This window comes from Paraburkholderia sp. (assembly GCF_047605525.1).
In the GTDB taxonomy this organism is placed as follows: Bacteria; Pseudomonadota; Gammaproteobacteria; order Burkholderiales; family Burkholderiaceae; genus Paraburkholderia.
On sequence record NZ_JASGFN010000030.1, the window covers coordinates 33,540 to 52,680 of the forward strand.

The window sequence follows — 19,141 nt, forward strand, 5'->3', positions numbered from 1 at the left end:
CGGATCGGGCGACGACTCGAGCATTCCGCCCGACTGTGTCACCGGCACGCAAACCAGGCGCCGACGGTGCGGTGCGCGGCCACCGAAGGCCGCGCGGCTCGCGTCAGGCGCGCTATTGTACAGCGTCGGTCGAATTTGCTGCCGCGTGACGGGCGGGCGAGCGCGATGCCGTGCGCGAGCGTGGGCCGCTCGCCGGGGAACGCGACGCCGTAGGGCTTCATCGCGTTTAACGCGGATTGTTGCCGACGAGCAGCATCGAGGTGTGAGAAGCAGCGCGCAGCGATTCAGGCTGGAATCCGGACGGCTAGTTCAGTTAGCATTGCAAGAGGCCGCGCAAGCGAGCTTGAAGGCGCCGCGGGCAGTGCGCTGTCGCCAGCCGGCGGTAAGAGACAGACGCGTGCGGCATGCGATGTGCTGCTTGTCTGTGCGCGGCGGAGCCCTCGCAAACAGTCGCGAGCAGTTGCAGGCGCGGCATGACGCGCTGCATCGTGTGACGCTGTCGAACGCGTGTTGCAACCGCCCGCGCATCTGTCCGACCAGCACGTTGCCCGCCTTGCGATCTAAGGGTTTTCGCTTGTCGATCAAGGCCATGCGCGTAAGTGGACGGTAAGTTGCAACGCTTAAGGTTAGGCTTGCATGCTCGCGCGGGGACGATTTGCCTTGCGCACAGGGATGTTGCGTTGCCGCATGAACTCGCATTGCGGCATGACGAGGCGGCACAGGGGCCGGGAGACAGCGCCGCTGGCCGTGGCTTGAACAGGATAAGGCGTGCGTCGCGCGCGCCGGTACAGGTTTTACGTTTCATCTTCACCAAGGGGTTGTCGATGTCTGCGATTGAATCGGTTCTTCAGGAAAGCCGCGTTTTTCCGCCCTCCGCCGAGGCCATGGCGGGTGCCGCGATCTCCGGCATGGATGCGTACCGGGCGCTCGCCGCCGAAGCGGAGCGCGATTACGAAGGCTTCTGGGCGCGGCTCGCGCGCGAGACGCTGAACTGGCAACAGCCCTTCACGAAGGTGCTCGACGAATCGAAGGCGCCGTTCTATACGTGGTTCGAAGACGGCCAGTTGAACGCGTCGTATAACAGCCTCGACCGTCATGTCGAAGCAGGCAATGGCGAGCGCGTCGCGATCATCTTCGAGGCCGACGACGGCACCGTCACCAACGTCACCTATCGCGATCTGCTGCAACGCGTATCGCGTTTCGCGAATGCGCTGAAAAAGCGCGGCGTGAAGAAGGGCGATACGGTCGTCATCTATATGCCGATGTCGATCGAGGGCATCGTCGCGATGCAGGCCTGCGCGCGTATCGGCGCGACGCACTCGGTCGTGTTCGGCGGCTTCTCGTCGAAGTCGCTGAACGAGCGGCTGGTCGACGTGGGCGCGGTCGCGCTGATCACGTCCGACGAACAGATGCGCGGCGGCAAGGCGCTGCCGCTGAAGAACATCGCCGACGAAGCGCTCGCGCTCGGCGGCTGCGAAAAAGTCAAAAATGTGATCGTGTACCGCCGCACCGGCGGCAAGGTCGCATGGAACGAAGATCGCGACCTGTGGATGCACGAGCTCATGCAGGCCGAATCGGATCAGTGCGCGCCCGAGTGGGTCGGCGCGGAGCATCCGCTCTTCATCCTCTATACGTCCGGCTCGACCGGCAAGCCGAAGGGCGTGCAACACAGCACCGGCGGCTATCTGCTGTGGGCCGCGCAGACGCTGAAGTGGACCTTCGACTGGAAGCCCACCGACGTGTTCTGGTGTACCGCCGACATCGGCTGGGTCACCGGCCATAGCTACATCACGTACGGGCCGCTCACGCTCGGCGGCACCCAGGTCGTGTTCGAAGGCGTGCCGACGTATCCGGACGCCGGGCGCTTCTGGCAGATGATCGCGAAGCACAAGGTCACGCTGTTCTACACCGCGCCGACCGCGATCCGCTCGCTGATCAAGGTGTCCGAGGCCGACGCGAAAGTGCATCCGAAGAGCTACGACCTGTCGTCGCTGCGCATCATCGGCACCGTCGGCGAGCCGATCAATCCGGAAGCGTGGATGTGGTACTACGAGAACGTCGGCGGCGGCCGCTGCCCGATCGTCGATACGTGGTGGCAAACCGAAACCGGCGGCCACATGATCACGCCGCTGCCGGGTGCGACGCCGCTGGTGCCGGGTTCGTGCACGCTGCCGCTGCCGGGCATCATGGCGGCCGTGGTCGACGAAACCGGCCAGGACGTGCCGAACGGGCAAGGCGGCATCCTGGTGATCAAGCGTCCGTGGCCGGCGATGCTGCGCAACGTGTGGGGCGATCCGGACCGCTACAAGAAGAGCTATTTCCCCGAAGAGCTCGGCGGCAAGCTGTATCTCGCCGGCGACGGCGCGGTGCGCGACAAGGAGACCGGCTACTTCACGATCATGGGCCGTATCGACGACGTGCTCAACGTGTCGGGCCACCGGCTCGGCACGATGGAGATCGAGTCGGCGCTGGTCGCCAATCCGCTCGTCGCCGAGGCCGCGGTGGTGGGGCGGCCGGATGCGACCACCGGCGAGGCGGTGTGCGCGTTCGTCGTGCTCAAGCGCGCGCGTCCGCAAGGCGAAGAGGCGGTGAAGCTCGCGAACGAACTGCGCAACTGGGTCGGCAAGGAGATCGGTCCGATCGCGAAGCCGAAGGACATCCGCTTCGGCGAAAACCTGCCGAAGACGCGCTCGGGCAAGATCATGCGCCGTCTCTTGCGTTCGCTCGCGAAGGGCGAAGAGATCACGCAGGACGTGTCGACGCTCGAAAACCCGGCGATTCTCGATCAGCTCGGCGAGTCGCTTTGAGAACGGCGGGAGCGTATCGGCCGATACGCTCCTGAGCGTAATGTACAGACATCCGATTCAAGCGGCCGGCTCGAACGGCACACGTTAAACGGCATCGCGCGGACAATCCCAATTGCCTGCCCGATGCCTTTTTGATACATAGGCGCATGGCCGCGCCGCACCATCCCTCTCACACCACGCTGAACCCCACGCCCGAACCGCCACCGGTTTCGGCGGCGATGGCGCTCGCGCATCGCAGGTACTGGCGTTTCAATCTCGCGCTGATCGCGACGTTGATGACGATCGGCTTTCTCGTATCGTTCGTCGTGCCGCTGATGGCGCCGACGCTCGCGCAGATACGTATCGGCGGCTTCAGGCTGCCGTTCTACTTCGGCGCGCAGGGCGCGATCCTGATCTACCTCGCGCTGATCGTCGTGTATATCGTGCTGATGCAGCGCGCCGATCGACAATTGCAGCGCGCGTTCGAAGCGGATGCCAGACGGGGCGCGTCGAGCGATTCCGCAACCGGCTCCGCGGCCGATTCCACCAGCGGCACCGGCGTGAACGCAGCGTCCGCGCGCGGAAGCTGAGCCGATGAAGCTCACGCATCGGCTGATCCGCTCGTACGCGCTCTATACGCTCGGCTTCCTGCTCTTCGTCTACGTGATGTGGCGCATCGAGCGCACCACCGGGCCCGGCGTGTGGATCGGCTATGTGTTCCTGTTCGTGCCGATCGCCGTGTATGCGGTGATCGGCGTGTTGTCACGCACGTCCGATCTGGTCGAGTACTACGTGGCGGGGCGGCGCGTGCCGTCGGCGTTCAACGGCATGGCGACCGCGGCCGACTGGCTTTCGGCCGCGTCCTTCATCGGCCTCGCCGGTTCGATCTACGCGACCGGCTACGACGGCCTCGCGTATCTGATGGGCTGGACGGGCGGCTACTGCCTCGTCGCGTTTCTGCTGGCGCCCTATGTGCGCAAGCTCGCGCGCTACACGATTCCCGATTTTCTCGGCACGCGCTTTTCGAGCAACGCGGTGCGCGGATTGGCGGCGCTGGCCGCGATCCTGTGTTCGTTCGTCTATCTGGTCGCGCAGATCCAGGGCGTCGGCCTGATTGCGACACGCTTTATCGGCGTCGATTTCGCGGTCGGCATTTTCTGCGGACTCGCGGGCATCCTGGTGTGCTCGTTTCTCGGCGGCATGCGCGCGGTCACGTGGACCCAGGTCGCGCAGTACATCATCCTGATCGCCGCGATCCTGATACCGGTGTCGATGATCGCGCATAAGGACGGCCTCGGCTGGGTGCCGCAAATCAGCTACGGACGTTTGATGGAACGCATGGAAGGGCTCGAGAAGGAGGTGCGCGACGCGCCGCTCGAAGAGCGCGTGCGCGACGACTACCGACGCCGCGCCACGCTGATGCAGATGCGCCTCGATACGCTGCCGCAATCGTTCGTCGACGAGAAACAGCGGCTCAGCCAGGAAGTCGCCGATCTGCGCCGCCACAATGGTCCGTTGCGCGAGATCAAGGAGCGCGAACGCGCGCTTGAGCAGTTCCCGCGCGATGCCGCCGCCGCGCAGATCGTCTGGACCCAGCGGCGCGATGAAATGCTGATGCGCGCGACCGCGCCGGTGCCGATGCACGAGCCGTTTCCCGCGGTCGGCGACGAGGACCGCAGCACCCACGAGCGCAATTTTCTGTCACTGCTGCTGTGTCTGTCGCTCGGCACGGCGAGCCTGCCGCATATTCTCACGCGCTACAACACGACGACGTCGGTCGCGTCCGCGCGACGCTCGGTCGGCTGGACGCTCTTTTTCGTCGCGCTGTTCTATCTGACGGTGCCGGTGCTGGCCGTGCTGATCAAGTACGAGATTCTGACGAACCTCGTCGGCCATCGCTTCGCCGATCTGCCGCAATGGCTGATGCAATGGCGCAAGGTCGAGCCGAGCCTGATCAGCGTCGCCGATACGAATGGCGACGGCATCGTGCGCTGGAGCGAGATCCAGATGCAGCCCGATATGGTCGTGCTCGCGGCGCCGGAGATTGCGGGTCTGCCTTATGTGATGTCTGGGCTGATCGCGGCGGGGGCGCTGGCGGCGGCGCTGTCGACCGCGGATGGTTTGCTGCTGACGATCGCGAACGCGCTGTCGCATGACGTGTACTACCACATGGTCGATCCGGCCGCGTCGAGCCAGCGGCGCGTGACGATCTCGAAGATTCTGCTGCTGGGGGTTGCGCTGTTCGCGTCGTACGTCGCGTCGCTCAATACGGGGAATATTCTGTTTCTGGTCGGGGCGGCGTTTTCGCTGGCGGCGTCGAGTCTGTTTCCGGCGCTCGTGCTCGGCGTGTTCTGGAAACGCACGACCCGGCGCGGCGCGGTGGCGGGGATGGTGGCGGGGCTCGTCGTGTGTATCTATTACATCGTGTCGACGTACCCGTTCTTCACGCAGATGACGGGTTTTACGGGCGCGCACTGGTTTGGCATCGAGCCGATCAGTTCGGGGGTATTCGGGGTGCCGGCGGGGTTTCTGGTGGCGATCGGCGTGAGTCTGATCGACCGCAAACCGGATGCTTATACGGTCGCGCTGGTGGACTATATCCGGCATCCGTAAGCCGTTTGCGGCAGGGCATGGGCGGGGTGTAGCGTAAGGCGCGAAGTTTGCTATAATTCGGCTCCCCGCGGAGAGATGGATGAGCGGTTTAAGTCGCACGCCTGGAAAGCGTGTATAGGTTAATAGCCTATCGGGGGTTCGAATCCCCCTCTCTCCGCCAGAGACGGTCAAAAAATCCCGTAAGTTCTGTGACTTACGGGATTTTTGCTTTTTCGCCCCACAAAACGACCCACGGGCCGATTGTTACTTACTCTCGATTCGATGAAAACGCGGGCGGCGCCTGCCGGCTACTGACCTTGTAGCTTCAATTCATGGTGAACATGGCGTCGGCGTTCCGTTCTCGCTCATGGACAAGAGTCGATGGCGTGACAATCAGTCCAGCGTTCTATCGCAATCCACGTGTGGAACGAGGCGGCACGCCGATTCGTGAGCGCAATGAGCGCCGAGGCGATGAATGGAAGTACGACGAGTTTCCTAAATTCGATATCCTCCGGGACTTCCAGTCCATTGATATGGACGCGCGTTGATTTGAAACCCCTCTTGTGACTGGCAGCGTGCTGATGCAACGTTTGCGTGATTTAGCTCGTGACCGTGCCATAATCGGCAAACTTGACGACCGATCGAGGCGCCAAATTGAAAGAAACTGAACTGGATCTGTATACAACCGAAGAGCCAGATCACGTCCTGGCTTTCAATCTCTTCAATGGTACATGGGTGTCTGATGTGCCGGGCTATGGTTTAGGCATGGCACCCCATTTCGACGATGGGCGTCTTCACTGGTTCGAGACAGTGTGTGGGGGATTCTCCGGAAAAAGCGTGCTCGAACTCGGCCCCATGGAAGGCGGCCATACGTTCATGCTAGCCAAAGCCGGCGCTTCACGTGTCCTTGCTGTCGAGGCGAACTCAAAGTCCTTTCTGAAATGCCTGCTCGTGCAGAATGCGTTGAAGTTCAGTGCCGAATTCATGTACGGCGATTTCAGAGAATTGCTGAAAAAACGTGATCAGCGATTCGATCTGATTCTTGCAAGCGGTGTGCTTTACCACATGATCGATCCGGTATCGTTACTGGAAAATATGGCGCACGCGTCCGACTCGATTTGCATCTGGACACACTATTACGATGCCGAGGTCGCGCGGACAAACGCGAACATGCAGAGCCATGTCGATCCGACGCCGACCATATCGGAGTTTCGCGGACGCGAAATCCATCTCCATCGATATAGTTATTTTGATAGCGTAAACAACGCGAAATTCATCGGCGGGACTGCTCCGCAAGCCAACTGGATGACCCGCGAGAGCCTGATGGCGGTGCTCGACGCACTGAATATGACGGTGATCGTGGGCCTGGACGATCGCGAACAACATCCGGCTGGCCCGTCAATTCTTCTTTATGCTGCTCACATCCCGCATTTCAACGAGGCGCAATATCTTCAGCGCAATCCCGACGTAGCACAAGCCGTTGCGCAAAAGCATATCAACTCCGGCGCAGAACATTACATCCGCTATGGCCGTGCGGAAGGGCGCTCGCTCGAGTGATCGACACCGTGGAGCCAGCGTCCTGTTCAAGCCGATTACCTCAAAACGCGAATCCGGAAAGTTTCTCGTAAGAAAATGAATACCCTTGAGAATCAGCGCTTTTTCGATCAACCCGTAGTCGCGGACGTTCCGATCGACGGTCAGACTCAGGTCTTCAAATTCGAAAAATTTCCCACGGCGGGCCCGATCCCGTGGCTCGATCGACCGGATGCGCTGGAGCGCGTCGCGGAGCTTTTGTCCGTCGGAGTCATCAGCGAGCAGCAAGCCGAGTGGTGCAGAAAATGGGTGAACGACGGCTACCTGATCATTGAAGGTTTCTTCAAGGACGAACAACTCGATGCGACGTGGCAAGCCTATGAAAACGCCATTGCCGACGGCACGCTGCGGCCGCCGCACGAGCCGCTCTTTGAAGGCGATACGCTGCCAGGGCGCACGCTGAATCCGCATTTCAACGTGCCGGCTGTTCGCGAAATGCTGTTCGATGCGCGCATGAACGAGATCGTGAGTCTGTTGCTGGGCGCGAAATCGGCGCCGTTCCAGACGATCGGTGGTCACAAGAGCAGCGAGCAACTCGAGCATTCCGATTCGATTCACATGTCGACCTATCCGAATGGGTATCTGGTTGCGAACTGGATCGCGTTCGAGGATATTCATCCGGACTCGGGCCCGCTCGTTTATCACCCCGGCACGCACAAACTGCCGTATCTGATGTCCACTGAATTGGGCATGCCGTTTGGTTGCGGTTATTCTGCTTATCACGATATCTACGAACCCGCGATTCAGAAGCTCATCGCTGAACATTCAGCTGGCCCACAGTATTTCTACCCGAAGAAGGGCGACGTGCTGTTGTGGCATGCGAACCTGCTGCACGGTGGCAGCAAGATGCGCGATCCGGAGCATGTGAGTCGCAAGGCACTCGTTTGCCATTTTTTCGCGGATGGCTGTCTGTGCTATCACGACTTGACCGGCATGCCGTCGAGCCTGACGCCAATCGTCAACTTCGACGGGGACGCCTACCTCGACGCCAATCCGGATGTGGCGGCGAGCGGCGGCAATGCGTTGCAGCATTACATCTACTACGGTCGATTCGAAGGCCGCCCGTTGAACAGCGCCGAGTCGTTACAACGCAAGGCACGGCTTGCCCAACTGCCTGACGGGTTCGATCCAAAGCTTTACCTCGAAGCGAATCCCGACGTTGCCGCGGCGGGTGTCGACGCGGTCGATCACTTCGTCGAGTTCGGCCGCGCGGAAGGCCGCCCGCTGCGGCCCTGAGTGACGCCGCGCGCCGAGTCAGGCGAGGGCGGCCTGCTTCGGCAAAGTCGAAGAAAGTGAGTGTCGGAACGCTTTGCGCGCGATGTCGCGCGCAAAGCTACCTATCCAGGCTGACAACCAGCCTCCAATCAAGTCATGCGCGCAAGGGCGCCACTCCGGCACAGGCCGCACCGCGATCACATCGCCCATGGCAGCCCCCTTTCTGCACGCCCCTGGATCTTGCTCTAAACTAGCGCCCGCCCAACCAGCCGCCGTGCGCCACGTCACGAGCCAGCCACCGATGCCCCCAGCCCCCGCCGATCCCGCCGAATCCCCCAATTTCAGCCTGCCGAAACACCCACCGTTCCAGCGTTTCTGGTGCACCCGCATTCTGTCATCGCTTTCATTCCAGATGCTCGCCGTCGCAATGGGCTGGCACGTCTACGCGCTCACGCATAGCGCGTTCGCACTCGGTCTGGTCGGTCTCGCGCAGTTCCTGCCGATGTTCCTGTTGACGCTGGTCGTCGGTCATGTCGCCGATCGCTACGATCGTCGCCGCATCGCCGCGGTCTGTCAGAGTCTCGAAGGTGTCGCCGCGCTGCTGTTCGCGTTCGGCACGTTCGGCGGCTGGATCAGCGCGCCGGTTATTTACGTGCTGGCCGCCTGCGTCGGCGCGGCGCGCGCGTTCGAATCGCCCGCGGTGTCGTCGCTGTTACCGGCCGTCGTGCCGCGCGGTTATCTGCCGAAGGCGACCGCGTGGGCCACGTCCGCGAATCAGACCGCGCAGATCGCAGGGCCCGCGCTCGGTGGTCTGCTGTACGGTATCGGGCCGGGTGCCGCGTATCTCGCGTGCACGCTGTCGTTCGCGGCCGCCGCGGCGGCCGTGTGGAGCATTCCGCTGCAGACGAAGCCGGCGAGCCGCGCGCCCGTCACGCTCGAATCGGTTTTCTCGGGTATCGCGTTCATTCGCCGCGAGCCGGTGATTCTCGGCGCGCTGTCGCTCGATCTGTTTGCGGTGCTGTTCGGCGGCGCGACCGCGCTGTTGCCGATCTTTGCGCGCGACGTGCTGCACGCGGGACCGATCGGTCTGGGTTTTCTGCGTTCGGGCACCGCGATCGGCGCGCTGGCGGGCACGATCTGGCTCGCTCACTTTCCGTTGCGCAACCGGCCCGGCGCGGCGATGTTCGGCGGCGTGATCGCGTTCGGCATCGCGACGATCGTGTTCGGGCTGTCGCATCAGTTTCTCGTGTCGCTGTTCGCGCTGATGGTGCTCGGCGCGTCGGACACGATCAGCGTCGTCGTGCGGTTGTCGCTCGTACAGTTGCGCACGCCTGACGAAATGCTCGGCCGCGTCAACGCGGTCAATTCGCTTTTTATCGGCACGTCGAATCAGCTCGGCGAATTCGAATCAGGGCTCACCGCGGGGTGGTGGGGCGCGCAGCCGGCCGTGCTGGTCGGCGGCATTGCGACGATCGCGATTGCGCTGCTGTGGATGCGGCTGTTTCCGGAATTGCGGCGCACTCGCACGCTGGAGCGCGAAGAGGGGCTGGCGGCGAGCGTATGACGCCTCCGCGGAGATTCCCCACTCACGCCCGCGCGGTGCTCGCGCGCCATGCGCTCCACCGTACCGTCGCCAGAACCGACGCCGCGACGATCAAGCCGCCACCCGCCCACGCGGTCGGTGAAATCCTTTCCCCCAGCCACAGGCACGCGAACAGCGCGCCGAACGCCGGCTCGCTGCCCATCAGCAGCGATACGCGCGTCGGGCTGCTGCGCTTGATCGCGAAGTTCTGCGCGAAGAACGCGAACAGCGTGCACGCGAGCACCAGGTACGCGACATAACTCCAGAACGTCGCGTGTCCGTTCGGCGCCGGCAGCGCCTGTAACTGTTGCGGCGCGAACAGCCATGCCACCGCCGCGCTGCCGGCCGACACCACACCCGACTGAACCGCGGTCACCGTCAACGGCGGCAGCGCCGGATCGCGCATCACGCGCTTGGTCACGCAGACCGTCAACGCGCGCAGCAGCGCGGCGAGCAGGATCAGCGCATCGCCGGGATTGAAGCGCAACGCGCCGTTGCCGGCGAGCAGCCATGCGCCGAACAGCGACAGCATCACCGCGGCCCATTCGACGCGGCTCGGCGCGCGCCTGAGCAGGAGCCATTCGACGAGCGGCGTCAGCACCACGCACAGGCTGATCAGAAACGCGGCGTTGGCCGCGCGCGTCATCTGGATGCCGAAGGTCTCGGCGAGGAAGATGCCGAGCAGCAGTGCGCCCGCCGTCAGCACGCCGCGCAGCGTGCGCGCGCTGGCGGTACGCAGATGACGCAACGCGGGTGCGAGGATGACGAACGTGATGCCGAAGCGCAGCGCGAGCAGACCGAGCACCGGATAAAACGCGAGCGCGCTCTTCACGACGCCGTAGCTGGTGCCCCACACCGCGGCGACGGCGAGCAGCATCAGATCGGACAGCATCAGCAGACGTTCCTGTTTCGACATGGCGGGACCTTGGGTGAGTAGAGCGTGTAGTGCGCGTGGCGCGGATCGAGCGGCTATTGTCGAGCTTTGCGTCGAAGAAGATAATTGGGTCGTCACGCACAGCTTTTATGTCGCAAACGCACTAATCGATTCCATCGATTTTCTTTTCCCCGAGCCCGCCACGATGACCCCTTCAGAGCTTTTCGCGCTGTTGTCCGACATGGCCGTGTTCGCGCGCGTCGTCGATGCCGGCAATTTTTCGCTGGCCGCGCGCCAGCTCGGCAGCACGCCGTCCACCGTGAGCCGGCAGATCAAGCGGCTCGAGGGTGCGCTCGCGACGCGTCTGCTCGAACGCTCGACGCGCACGGTGCGCGTCACCGAATCGGGCGCGCAGGTCGCGCGTTTCTGCCGCGATATGGTGAGCGCCGCGTCGGGCGCGGTCGATGCCGCCGGGCAACTGGCCGGCAAGCCGCAAGGCAAGGTCAGCGTGAGCGCGCCGACGCAATTCGCGCGGGCCGTGCTTCATCCGCTGATGCCGGGTTTTCTGCGCGCGTATGACGAGGTCGATCTGCAGATCCTGTTCACCGATCACGACGTCGATCCGCTCGCCGAAGACGTCGATCTCGTGATTCGCCTGACCGGGCATCCGCCGCCGGGTCTCGCGGGGCGCCGGCTCGGCGCGGTGCGCTGGCTGCTGGCGGCGTCGCCGGCTTACCTGCGTGAGCGCGGCACGCCCGCGCAGCCGCGCGAGTTGCGCGAGCACGCGTGCATCTATCTCGGCGAAGCCGTTGACGACAACCGCTGGCGTTTCCGGCGCGGCACCGAAACGCAGAGTGTCGACGTGAAGGGCCGCTACGTCGCCAATCATGCGGGCGCGCGGCTCGAGGCCGCGCAGCAGGGGTTCGGCATTGCCTGCGTGCCCGAGTTCGCGGCCGCGCCTGCGCTGCGCAACGGCGAACTGATCGAGGTGCTGGCGGACTGGCAACTCGACGTGCGCGCCTATGTCGGTTCGGTATGGCTGCTGTATCCGCCGAATCGTTTTTTGCCGCCGAAGGTGAGGGCGTTGATCGACTATCTGGCCGCGCATATTCCGGATGCACTCGACGCGGTGCAAGCGCGGCCTTCTTCACGCGATCCGGCAAACAGAAAAGCAGGCGCGAAGGCGACCACGAACGCACGCGCAAAGCGCACGTAAAATCGCTCACCCACAACAGAAACCCGCGGCAGAACGCCGACGCCCCGCTCGTGCGAACAGGAGGAGAATACCGATGAACCAGCCCGAAATGCACCACGCCGCCCCGGTCGCGGCGACGATCTATCGCGGCGCTTCCGTCGAGAACACGCATCTCGCGCACATCGCTGTCGTCGATGCGGACGGCCGTCTGCTGTACTCGTTCGGCGACGCCGCGCGCATGACGCTCGCGCGTTCCGCCGCGAAGCCGGCCCAGGCGCTCGCGGTGCTCGAAACCGGCGCGCTCGAGCGTTACGGTTTCGACGAAGCCGATCTCGCGTTGATGTGCGCGTCGCACAGCAGCGAGCCGCGCCATATCGAACGCACGCGCGGCATGCTCGCGAAGGCTGAGGCGAGCGAAGCGGATCTGCGCTGCGGCGGCCATCCGCCGTTGTCCGATGCGGTCCATGTCGACTGGATCCGGCGCGGCTTCACGCCGGGCGGCGTATGCAGCAACTGCTCGGGCAAGCACGCGGGCATGCTGGCCGGCGCGCATGCGATCGGCGCGGCGCTCGCCGGCTATGAACTGCCTGAGCATCCGTTGCAGATCCGCGTGAAGCAGACGGTCGCGAGCGTCTGCGATCTGCCGGACGACGGCGTGCAATGGGCGATCGACGGCTGCAATCTGCCGACCCCGGCTTTTCCGCTGGACCGGCTCGCGCGTCTGTTCGCGAAGCTCGCCGCCGCGCAGGATGAAGTCGCGGCGGCGCGGCTGGCGGCGGCCCCCTCCGTCACCACTCGCACGGCCGCGCTCGCGCGAATCTATCGCGCGATGACGTCTTACCCGGAACTGGTCGGAGGCGAGGGCCGTTTCTGCACGCTGCTGATGCGGGCGTTCGGCGGCGCGCTGGTCGGCAAGGTCGGCGCGGACGGCAGCTATGCGATCGGCGTGCGCGCGTCGCAACAGACCGCGCGCCTCGGTGCGAAGGGCGCGCTCGGCATCGCGGTGAAGATCGAGGACGGCAACCTTGCCGCGCTGTACGCGGTGAGCGCCGAACTACTCGCGTTGCTCGAACTTGGAACGCCCGAACAACGCGCGAAGCTCGACGGTTTTCACGCGCCGAAGCGGCTCAATACGATGGGCGTCGAAATTGGCCGTATGGGTTTTTCGATCGAGCTCGCCGCGCATCGTTAAGCGGCGGCTCAAGCAGCGCCATCCCACGCCCTCGAACTCCGATCGGGGCCGGGGTCAAGCCGCGGCGCCTCTCACCGGCATACCGCCCAACGCATTCCGGATCGCGTCGGCCAGCTCGGCCGCCGCGAACTTCGGGACATAGCCGTTCGCGCCGGCGTTCTTCACATGCGCTTCATTCGCCGCGCCCGTCAGCGATGAATGGATGATCACCGGAATATCGCGCATCCGGTCATCGGCCTTGATCTGACGCGTCAGCATGAAGCCGTCCATCTCCGGCATCTCGAGATCGGTCAGCACGAGCGCGATGCTGTCCTTCGTGCGCGCGCCGTTCTGCTGCGCTTCACGCGCGGCCTGCTGGAGCGTGTTCCACGCTTCCTCGCCGGTCTTCGTCATGAATCTTCGCGCCGCGCCGGATGCCGAGCGCCGCGCCGACCGATGCCGGGTCGACACCCGGATGCTGCGCTGGAAACACGTCGCGCAACACCTGCTCGACGTCGATCACCTGCGCGAGCCGCGAGTCGCCCGTATTGCCGTCGATGCGCGCGATGCCGGTGACGAGCTTGCCGCCCGCCGGGCCACCGGCGGACAGCACCTGGTTCCATTCGAGCCGCACGATGTCGTCGACTTCCTCGACCGCGAAGGCCTGGGTCGAACGCGCGAACTCGGTGACGAGCAGGATGTTCAGGCCGCGCGTGGGCTCGCAGCCCATCAGGCGCGGCAGATCGATCACGGGGATGATCTGCCCGCGAATGTCGACCGCGCCCATCACGAACGGCGACGAGCCGGCGATCGGCGTGACCGTCGGCATCGTCGAGATTTCGCGGACCTTGAACACGTTGATCCCATACAGTTCGTGCGCGTCGCTGCCCGGCACGCAGCCGAGGCGGTACAGCAGCAGCTCGAACCTGTTCGAGCTCGTCAGGCTGCTGCGTTCGGTGTTGCGCTCGTGATTGGCACGGTGTTGGTCTGCCATCGGAATCGGTCTCCAGGGTTGCGATGCCATCGGTGCATGTCGATGCATGTCGATTCGAAAGGTGCGCCATGTCGTTATTTCGTTCGCCCCTGGCGCGTGGCTCGTCTACGGGTTATCGGCGCCGCTCGCGGAAAATTCAGCGCTTTGCGGTGGCTTTGATGAAGGAGTGTCACGTGTGTGCGTTGGAGAAACGCAGGCATTCATATGAGGGTTACCTAAGGTTACAGAAGCGACAGCACCGTTTCACCTGCCCGGCGACGTGACTTCTAGAATCGGCAGCGATGAAAGCGTGGCGCCTCGCTCGCAAGCGGGCCGCAAGCTCGTTCGCGGCGCACACGTTTGCGGTTTCGCTTCCACCTCAAAGGAGAACGTATGATCTGTCCGACTTCCGTCCCACTCGCCAGAATCGCCGCTGCCGCATGTATGTGCGGCCTTCTGACGGTCGCCTCGGTGGCCAGCGCTCAGACTCCCGCTGCCGCCGCCGCTGAAACAGGCCGCCTGCATGCCGCCGACCAGACGTTCGTCGCCAGCGGCACGGAAGCCGTCGCGACGCAGCGCGATGCCGCGCGGATCGCGACCGCGCGTTCCTCGGATCGCGACGTGAAAGCATTCGCCGAACGCGTGTCGACCGATGACGCGAAGATCACCGATGCATTGCGCGCGGCAAGCCCGCGCGGTGTCGACGTGCCGAAGGACGATCCCGATATGGCCGTGCTCGCGAGCATCAACAATCTGCGTGGCGCGGAGTTCGACAAGACGTATATCGAGCAGGTCGCGCTCGCGCACGAGCAGAAAGTGCTGTCCGCATTCCAGGCGGAAATCGCGTCGGGCCGCGACGACCAGTTGAAGGACGCCGCGAAGAAGGCGTTGCCGACGATCCAGCAGCACTATGAGATGGCGCAGGATCTTGCCAGACGCAAGCATCTTTCCGTGGCCTCGCAGTAAGCGGCGCTGCGTTCGATATGCGTCGCGCCTGCGTGATGGCGCGGCGCGTGATGCCGGCATGGTCGGCAACGCTCATTCCCGCGGCCACGCACTGCATGATTCTCTTCGCTCGTCGACGGTAGTTCGAATGCGGGCTTTTCGGCGATAATCGATCGCTTCTCCAGTCTCGCCGCGCACCGTGTTTCACACGACACCTGCGCCGCGATTCCGCCTTGATGATTTTCCGCGTACGCCATCACCGACCGCATGAGCAAGCCCGCCAGTCTGCCGCAACAGTTGGACGCCATGCTTCGGCAAGCCGTCGCGCTTCAGCGCAACGGCGCGCTCGTCGAAGCGGAAGAGCTCTATCGCGAGATTCTCGAACTCAAGCCCAGACATGTCGACGCGTTGCGCTGGCTCGGCGAACTGGCGTTGCAGACCGGCCGTTTGCAGGAGGGCGTCGATCTGCTCAGGAAGGCGCTCGCGGTCAACGCGAAACAGGCGGCCGTGCATTCGAATCTCGCCTACGCATTGAACGCATTGCAGCGCCATGACGAAGCGCTCGCCAGCGCCGATCGCGCGCTCGCCTTGCAGCCGACATTCGCGGATGCGTTGAACAACCGCGGCAATGCGCTGGCGGCGCTGAATCGGCCGCTCGATGCGCTCGCGAGCTTCGATCGCGCGCTCGCGCTCATGCCGGAATTCGCGGTGAGCTGGAACAATCGCGCGTGCGTGCTGCGCGATCTCGGCCGTTATGCCGAGGCGCTCGACAGTTGCGACCGCGCACTCGCGTTGCAGCCGAATTATCCCGATGCGTGGAGTAATCGCGGCAATGCGCTCGGCGATCTGAACCGGCCGCACGAAGCGGAGCGCAGCTACCGGCGCGCGCTGGAACTGGCCCCCGCGTTCGTCGACGCATGGAATAACCTCGGTCTCGCGCAGGTCGACCTGAACCAGCGCGAGCACGCATTGTCGAGTTACGGGCGCGCGCTTGCGCTCGATCCCGCGGCGGCGGAAACGCACTGGAATCAGGCACTATGTCTGTTGCAGATGGGGCGCTTCGAGACAGGCTGGCGCGAATACGAATGGCGCTGGGCGCGCAGCCGCATCAAGGCGAGCAGGCGCGAATTCGCGCAGCCGTTGTGGCTCGGCGATTTTCCGCTCGACGGCAAGACGATCCTGCTGCACGCGGAGCAGGGTCTCGGCGACACGCTGCAGTTCTGCCGCTATGCGGCGCTCGTCGCGAAGCGCGGCGCGAAGGTCGTGCTCGAAGTACCGGCTGCGCTGCTGCGGCTGCTGTCGACGCTCGAAGGCGTCGACCAGTTGATCGAAGCGGGGCAGCCGCTGCCGCCTTTCGATTGCCATTGTCCGCTGATGAGTTTGCCGCTTGCGTTCAGAACCGACGAGGCGAGCATTCCGTCGACGGTGCCTTATCTTTTCGCCGACGAGGCAGCCGTGAACGAATGGCGCGAACGTCTCGACGCCGACATCGATGCGAATGTGGATACGAGAAACCGGCAACTAAGCCGGCAACTGAAAGTGGGCCTCGTATGGGCCGGCGAGAACCGCGCGCACGTCGCGGAGTTGCGCAAGATCGACGCGCGCCGCTCGATGGCGTTCGAGCGTTTCGCACCGTTGCTCGACGTGCCGAACGTGCGCTTTTTCAGCGTGCAGAAGGGCATCGCCGCGCGGCAACTCATGGAGAGCACGCAGCGCGAGCGCGTCGTCGATCACACGGACCTGCTGCGCGATTTCGCCGACACGGCCGCGCTCGTCGCCAATCTCGATCTGGTGATTTCGGTCGATACGTCCACCGCGCATCTGGCCGGCGCGCTCGATAAACCGGTCTGGATTCTGAACCGCTTCGACACCTGCTGGCGCTGGATGCTCGAGCGCACCGACACGCCGTGGTATCCGCGCGCGCGTCTGTTCAGACAACCGGCGCTCGGCGATTGGGACAGCGTGATCGACGCGGCGCGCGATGCACTGGCCGGCTTGAGCGCGTCGCATGCCGGCGGCATGTAGCTCCGTTCACGTGTTCGCTCGCCGACGCGTTTTCGCCGACGCGCGTAGACTGAACGTCCGTTTATCGACGGCTACGCCACGGAGATCCTGCAATGGAATACAGACATCTGGGTGCATCGGGTTTCAAGGTGCCGGTGCTCAGTTTCGGTACCGGCACGTTCGGCGGCAAGGGCGAGTTTTTCGAGGCGTGGGGCGCGACCGACGTCGCCGAAGCGCGACGCCTGATCGACATCTGCTTCGACGCGGGCGTCACGATGTTCGACACCGCCGACATCTATTCGAAGGGCGCGTCGGAATCCGTGCTCGGTGAGGCGCTGAAGGGTAAGCGCGACAAGGCGATCATTTCGACGAAGGCGACCTTCCGGTTCGACGATGGCCCGAACGGGGTCGGCTCATCGCGTTTCCATCTGATCCAGGCGGTCGACGCGGCGCTCAGGCGCCTGCAAACCGATTACATCGACCTGTTCCAGTTGCACGGCTTCGACGCGAAGACACCGATCGCCGAAGTGCTGTCCACGCTCGACGACCTCGTGCGCGCGGGCAAGATCCGCTATACCGGCGTGTCGAATTTCTCCGGCTGGCATCTGATGAAATCGCAGGACATCGCGGACCGCTACGGCTATCCGCGCTACGTCGCGAATCAGACTTACTACTCGCTGATCGGCCGCGATTACGAATGGGAGCTGATGCCGCTCGGCATCGACCAGGGCGTCGGCGCGGTGGTGTGGAGTCCGCTCGGCTGGGGCCGGCTGACCGGCAAGCTCAGGCGCGGCCAGCCGCTGCCCGAGACGAGCCGGCTGCACAAGACCGCCGACATGGGGCCGCCGGTGTCGGATGAGTATCTGTTCCGCGTGCTCGACGCGCTCGACGAAGTCGCCGCCGAAACCGGCAAGACCGTGTCGCAGATCGCGCTGAACTGGCTGCTGCAACGGCCGACGGTGTCGACCGTGCTGATCGGCGCGCGCAACGAGGAGCAGTTGCGGCAGAACCTCGGCGCGGCCGGCTGGAACCTGACGCCCGGGCAGATCGCCACGCTCGACGCGGCGAGCGCCGTGCGGCCCGCGTATCCATACTGGCATCAGGAAGGGTTTGCGGAGCGTAATCCGAAGGCGGTGTGAGCGGAGGCAGGTCAGGTCGTGCGCGGGCTCGATCTGATGGCCTGATCCAGGCGGGGCGCGACGGCGGCGCGCTCATACTGAATGAACGTTCACACCGAACGCGCGGCCGAATGCGCACGCTGCGTTCTCCGCGCCGCATCCCCCGCATCGCGCAAATACTCGATAAACCTGTCCGCCACCGGCTCCGCGTCGCCGCCGCGCCGCAGCAGCAACACCTCCGAGCGCAGCGTCTCTCCATTGAGCGGCAGAAAACAGACGCGCGGATCGCGTAGCTGCCGCAATGTGTACGGCACGAGCGCGACACCCATGCCGAAGCCGACCATCGTGACGACGGTCTGCCACAAGCGCGCCTCGTGACGGATCAGCGGACTGAAACCGGCGCTCACGCACTGCGCGATGATCAGATCGTGATAATGCGGCGACACGGTGCGCGGAAACAGGATGAACGGCTCCTGCGCAAGCGCGCGCAGATCGACCTTACGCTTGCGCGCGAGCGGATGATCGGCCGGCAGGCAGCACAGGAACGGCTCCGAAAACACCGTCGTCGAAATTACGTCCGACGGGAAATTGCCCCAATGCGCGTAGCCCATGTCGATCTGCATGCGCTGGATCGCATGCACCTGCTCGCTCGTATTCATCTCCTTCAGCACGATCTCGACGCCCGGATGATCGGCCTCGAAGCGGCTCACCGCCTGCGGCATGCCGCGATACAGCATCGAGTTCACGAAGCCGATCCGCAGACGGCCCGCGAGGCCGTGCGCGGAGCGCACCGTGATGCGCTCGGCCTCGCTCGCCTGCAGGAGCAGCCGGCGCGCCTCACCGAGCAGCACCTGGCCCGCGTTGGTCAGCGAGACCGACTTGTTGGTGCGGGCGAGCAACTGCACGCCCAACTGCTCCTCGAACTTGCGGATGTCGAAACTGAGCGCGGGCTGCGAAATAAAGAGCCGTTTCGCCGCGCGCCCGAAATGCAGTTCCTCGGCGACCGCCATGAAATAGCGCAATTGCTTCAGATCCATCGCCGTCTCCGTATGTCATCGATAAGCTGTGTCTATCGTACCGGATATAAGTTGTA

The 19,141-nt window shown here is 64.2% G+C and carries 14 protein-coding genes, 1 tRNA gene and 1 pseudogene; 12 read left to right on the plus strand and 4 right to left on the minus strand.

What is annotated here, in order from left to right; translation table 11 throughout:
• Window positions 1-38: 38 nt before the first annotated feature.
• On the minus strand, window positions 39-221 hold the full coding sequence (locus QM685_RS31690) for a hypothetical protein (RefSeq protein ID WP_415122936.1): 183 nt from the start codon (window positions 219-221) through the stop codon (window positions 39-41).
• Between the two features lie 603 nt (window positions 222-824).
• Here QM685_RS31690 and acs point away from each other — a divergent pair.
• From acs to QM685_RS31725, 7 genes are all read left to right on the plus strand, one after another.
• Window positions 825-2,807, plus strand: a complete 1,983-nt coding sequence (gene acs / locus QM685_RS31695) for an acetate--CoA ligase (RefSeq protein WP_415122938.1) — start codon at window positions 825-827, stop codon at window positions 2,805-2,807.
• Window positions 2,808-2,953: 146 nt separating this feature from the next.
• Window positions 2,954-3,376, plus strand: a complete 423-nt coding sequence (locus QM685_RS31700) for a DUF4212 domain-containing protein (protein ID WP_415122940.1) — start codon at window positions 2,954-2,956, stop codon at window positions 3,374-3,376.
• A 4-nt stretch (window positions 3,377-3,380) separates the two neighbouring features.
• A complete protein-coding gene (locus QM685_RS31705) occupies window positions 3,381-5,399 on the plus strand; it encodes a sodium:solute symporter family protein (RefSeq protein WP_415122942.1) in 2,019 nt (672 codons plus the stop codon).
• Window positions 5,400-5,468: 69 nt separating this feature from the next.
• Window positions 5,469-5,559, plus strand: a tRNA-Ser gene (locus QM685_RS31710).
• A gap of 473 nt (window positions 5,560-6,032) precedes the next feature.
• The gene (locus tag QM685_RS31715; RefSeq protein ID WP_415122944.1) at window positions 6,033-6,935 is read left to right on the plus strand and encodes a class I SAM-dependent methyltransferase; all 903 of its coding nucleotides are present in this window, start codon (window positions 6,033-6,035) and stop codon (window positions 6,933-6,935) included.
• Between the two features lie 75 nt (window positions 6,936-7,010).
• Window positions 7,011-8,207, plus strand: a complete 1,197-nt coding sequence (locus QM685_RS31720) for a phytanoyl-CoA dioxygenase family protein (RefSeq protein ID WP_415122946.1) — start codon at window positions 7,011-7,013, stop codon at window positions 8,205-8,207.
• A gap of 280 nt (window positions 8,208-8,487) precedes the next feature.
• Window positions 8,488-9,750, plus strand: a complete 1,263-nt coding sequence (locus tag QM685_RS31725; RefSeq protein WP_415122948.1) for an MFS transporter — start codon at window positions 8,488-8,490, stop codon at window positions 9,748-9,750.
• A 22-nt stretch (window positions 9,751-9,772) separates the two neighbouring features.
• On the opposite strand, the gene QM685_RS31730 is transcribed toward QM685_RS31725, so the two are convergent.
• Complete coding sequence (locus QM685_RS31730) at window positions 9,773-10,684, minus strand: DMT family transporter (RefSeq protein WP_415122950.1); 912 nt, start codon at window positions 10,682-10,684, stop codon at window positions 9,773-9,775.
• A gap of 163 nt (window positions 10,685-10,847) precedes the next feature.
• On the opposite strand from QM685_RS31730, the gene QM685_RS31735 reads away from it, so the two are divergent.
• Both QM685_RS31735 and QM685_RS31740 read left to right on the plus strand, forming a co-directional pair.
• A complete protein-coding gene (locus tag QM685_RS31735; RefSeq protein ID WP_415122952.1) occupies window positions 10,848-11,858 on the plus strand; it encodes a LysR family transcriptional regulator in 1,011 nt (336 codons plus the stop codon).
• Between the two features lie 73 nt (window positions 11,859-11,931).
• Window positions 11,932-13,029, plus strand: coding sequence for an asparaginase (locus QM685_RS31740; protein WP_415122954.1), 1,098 nt, complete (start codon window positions 11,932-11,934; stop codon window positions 13,027-13,029).
• 54 nt (window positions 13,030-13,083) lie between these two features.
• On the opposite strand, the pseudogene QM685_RS31745 reads toward QM685_RS31740, so the two are convergent.
• Window positions 13,084-14,002 (minus strand): annotated as a pseudogene (locus QM685_RS31745) (chemotaxis protein).
• Window positions 14,003-14,374: 372 nt separating this feature from the next.
• Between QM685_RS31745 and QM685_RS31750 the strand changes: the two are divergent.
• The 3 genes from QM685_RS31750 to QM685_RS31760 all read left to right on the plus strand — a co-directional run bounded on the left by QM685_RS31750 (window position 14,375) and on the right by QM685_RS31760 (window position 18,069).
• Window positions 14,375-14,947 (plus strand): DUF4142 domain-containing protein, encoded by a 573-nt coding sequence (locus QM685_RS31750; protein WP_415122956.1) that lies wholly within the window; start codon window positions 14,375-14,377, stop codon window positions 14,945-14,947.
• 246 nt (window positions 14,948-15,193) lie between these two features.
• Window positions 15,194-16,951 (plus strand): tetratricopeptide repeat protein, encoded by a 1,758-nt coding sequence (locus QM685_RS31755; RefSeq protein ID WP_415122958.1) that lies wholly within the window; start codon window positions 15,194-15,196, stop codon window positions 16,949-16,951.
• 92 nt (window positions 16,952-17,043) lie between these two features.
• Window positions 17,044-18,069, plus strand: coding sequence for an aldo/keto reductase (locus QM685_RS31760; protein ID WP_415122960.1), 1,026 nt, complete (start codon window positions 17,044-17,046; stop codon window positions 18,067-18,069).
• Window positions 18,070-18,158: 89 nt separating this feature from the next.
• Here the strand turns inward: QM685_RS31760 and QM685_RS31765 are convergent, their stop codons facing one another.
• Window positions 18,159-19,085 (minus strand): LysR family transcriptional regulator, encoded by a 927-nt coding sequence (locus tag QM685_RS31765; protein WP_415122962.1) that lies wholly within the window; start codon window positions 19,083-19,085, stop codon window positions 18,159-18,161.
• Between the last annotated feature and the right edge of the window lie 56 nt (window positions 19,086-19,141).

Coding starts and splice junctions, on each gene's coding strand:
- QM685_RS31720 (WP_415122946.1), top strand. CDS start 7,011: ATGAATACCCTTGAGAATCAGCGCTTTTTCGATCAACCCGTAGTCGCG.
- QM685_RS31735 (WP_415122952.1), top strand. CDS start 10,848: ATGACCCCTTCAGAGCTTTTCGCGCTGTTGTCCGACATGGCCGTGTTC.
- QM685_RS31760 (WP_415122960.1), top strand. CDS start 17,044: ATGGAATACAGACATCTGGGTGCATCGGGTTTCAAGGTGCCGGTGCTC.
- QM685_RS31765 (WP_415122962.1), bottom strand. CDS start 19,085: ATGGATCTGAAGCAATTGCGCTATTTCATGGCGGTCGCCGAGGAACTG.
- QM685_RS31740 (WP_415122954.1), top strand. CDS start 11,932: ATGAACCAGCCCGAAATGCACCACGCCGCCCCGGTCGCGGCGACGATC.
- acs (WP_415122938.1), top strand. CDS start 825: ATGTCTGCGATTGAATCGGTTCTTCAGGAAAGCCGCGTTTTTCCGCCC.
- QM685_RS31725 (WP_415122948.1), top strand. CDS start 8,488: ATGCCCCCAGCCCCCGCCGATCCCGCCGAATCCCCCAATTTCAGCCTG.
- QM685_RS31730 (WP_415122950.1), bottom strand. CDS start 10,684: ATGTCGAAACAGGAACGTCTGCTGATGCTGTCCGATCTGATGCTGCTC.
- QM685_RS31690 (WP_415122936.1), bottom strand. CDS start 221: ATGAAGCCCTACGGCGTCGCGTTCCCCGGCGAGCGGCCCACGCTCGCG.
- QM685_RS31700 (WP_415122940.1), top strand. CDS start 2,954: ATGGCCGCGCCGCACCATCCCTCTCACACCACGCTGAACCCCACGCCC.
- QM685_RS31705 (WP_415122942.1), top strand. CDS start 3,381: ATGAAGCTCACGCATCGGCTGATCCGCTCGTACGCGCTCTATACGCTC.
- QM685_RS31750 (WP_415122956.1), top strand. CDS start 14,375: ATGATCTGTCCGACTTCCGTCCCACTCGCCAGAATCGCCGCTGCCGCA.
- QM685_RS31755 (WP_415122958.1), top strand. CDS start 15,194: ATGAGCAAGCCCGCCAGTCTGCCGCAACAGTTGGACGCCATGCTTCGG.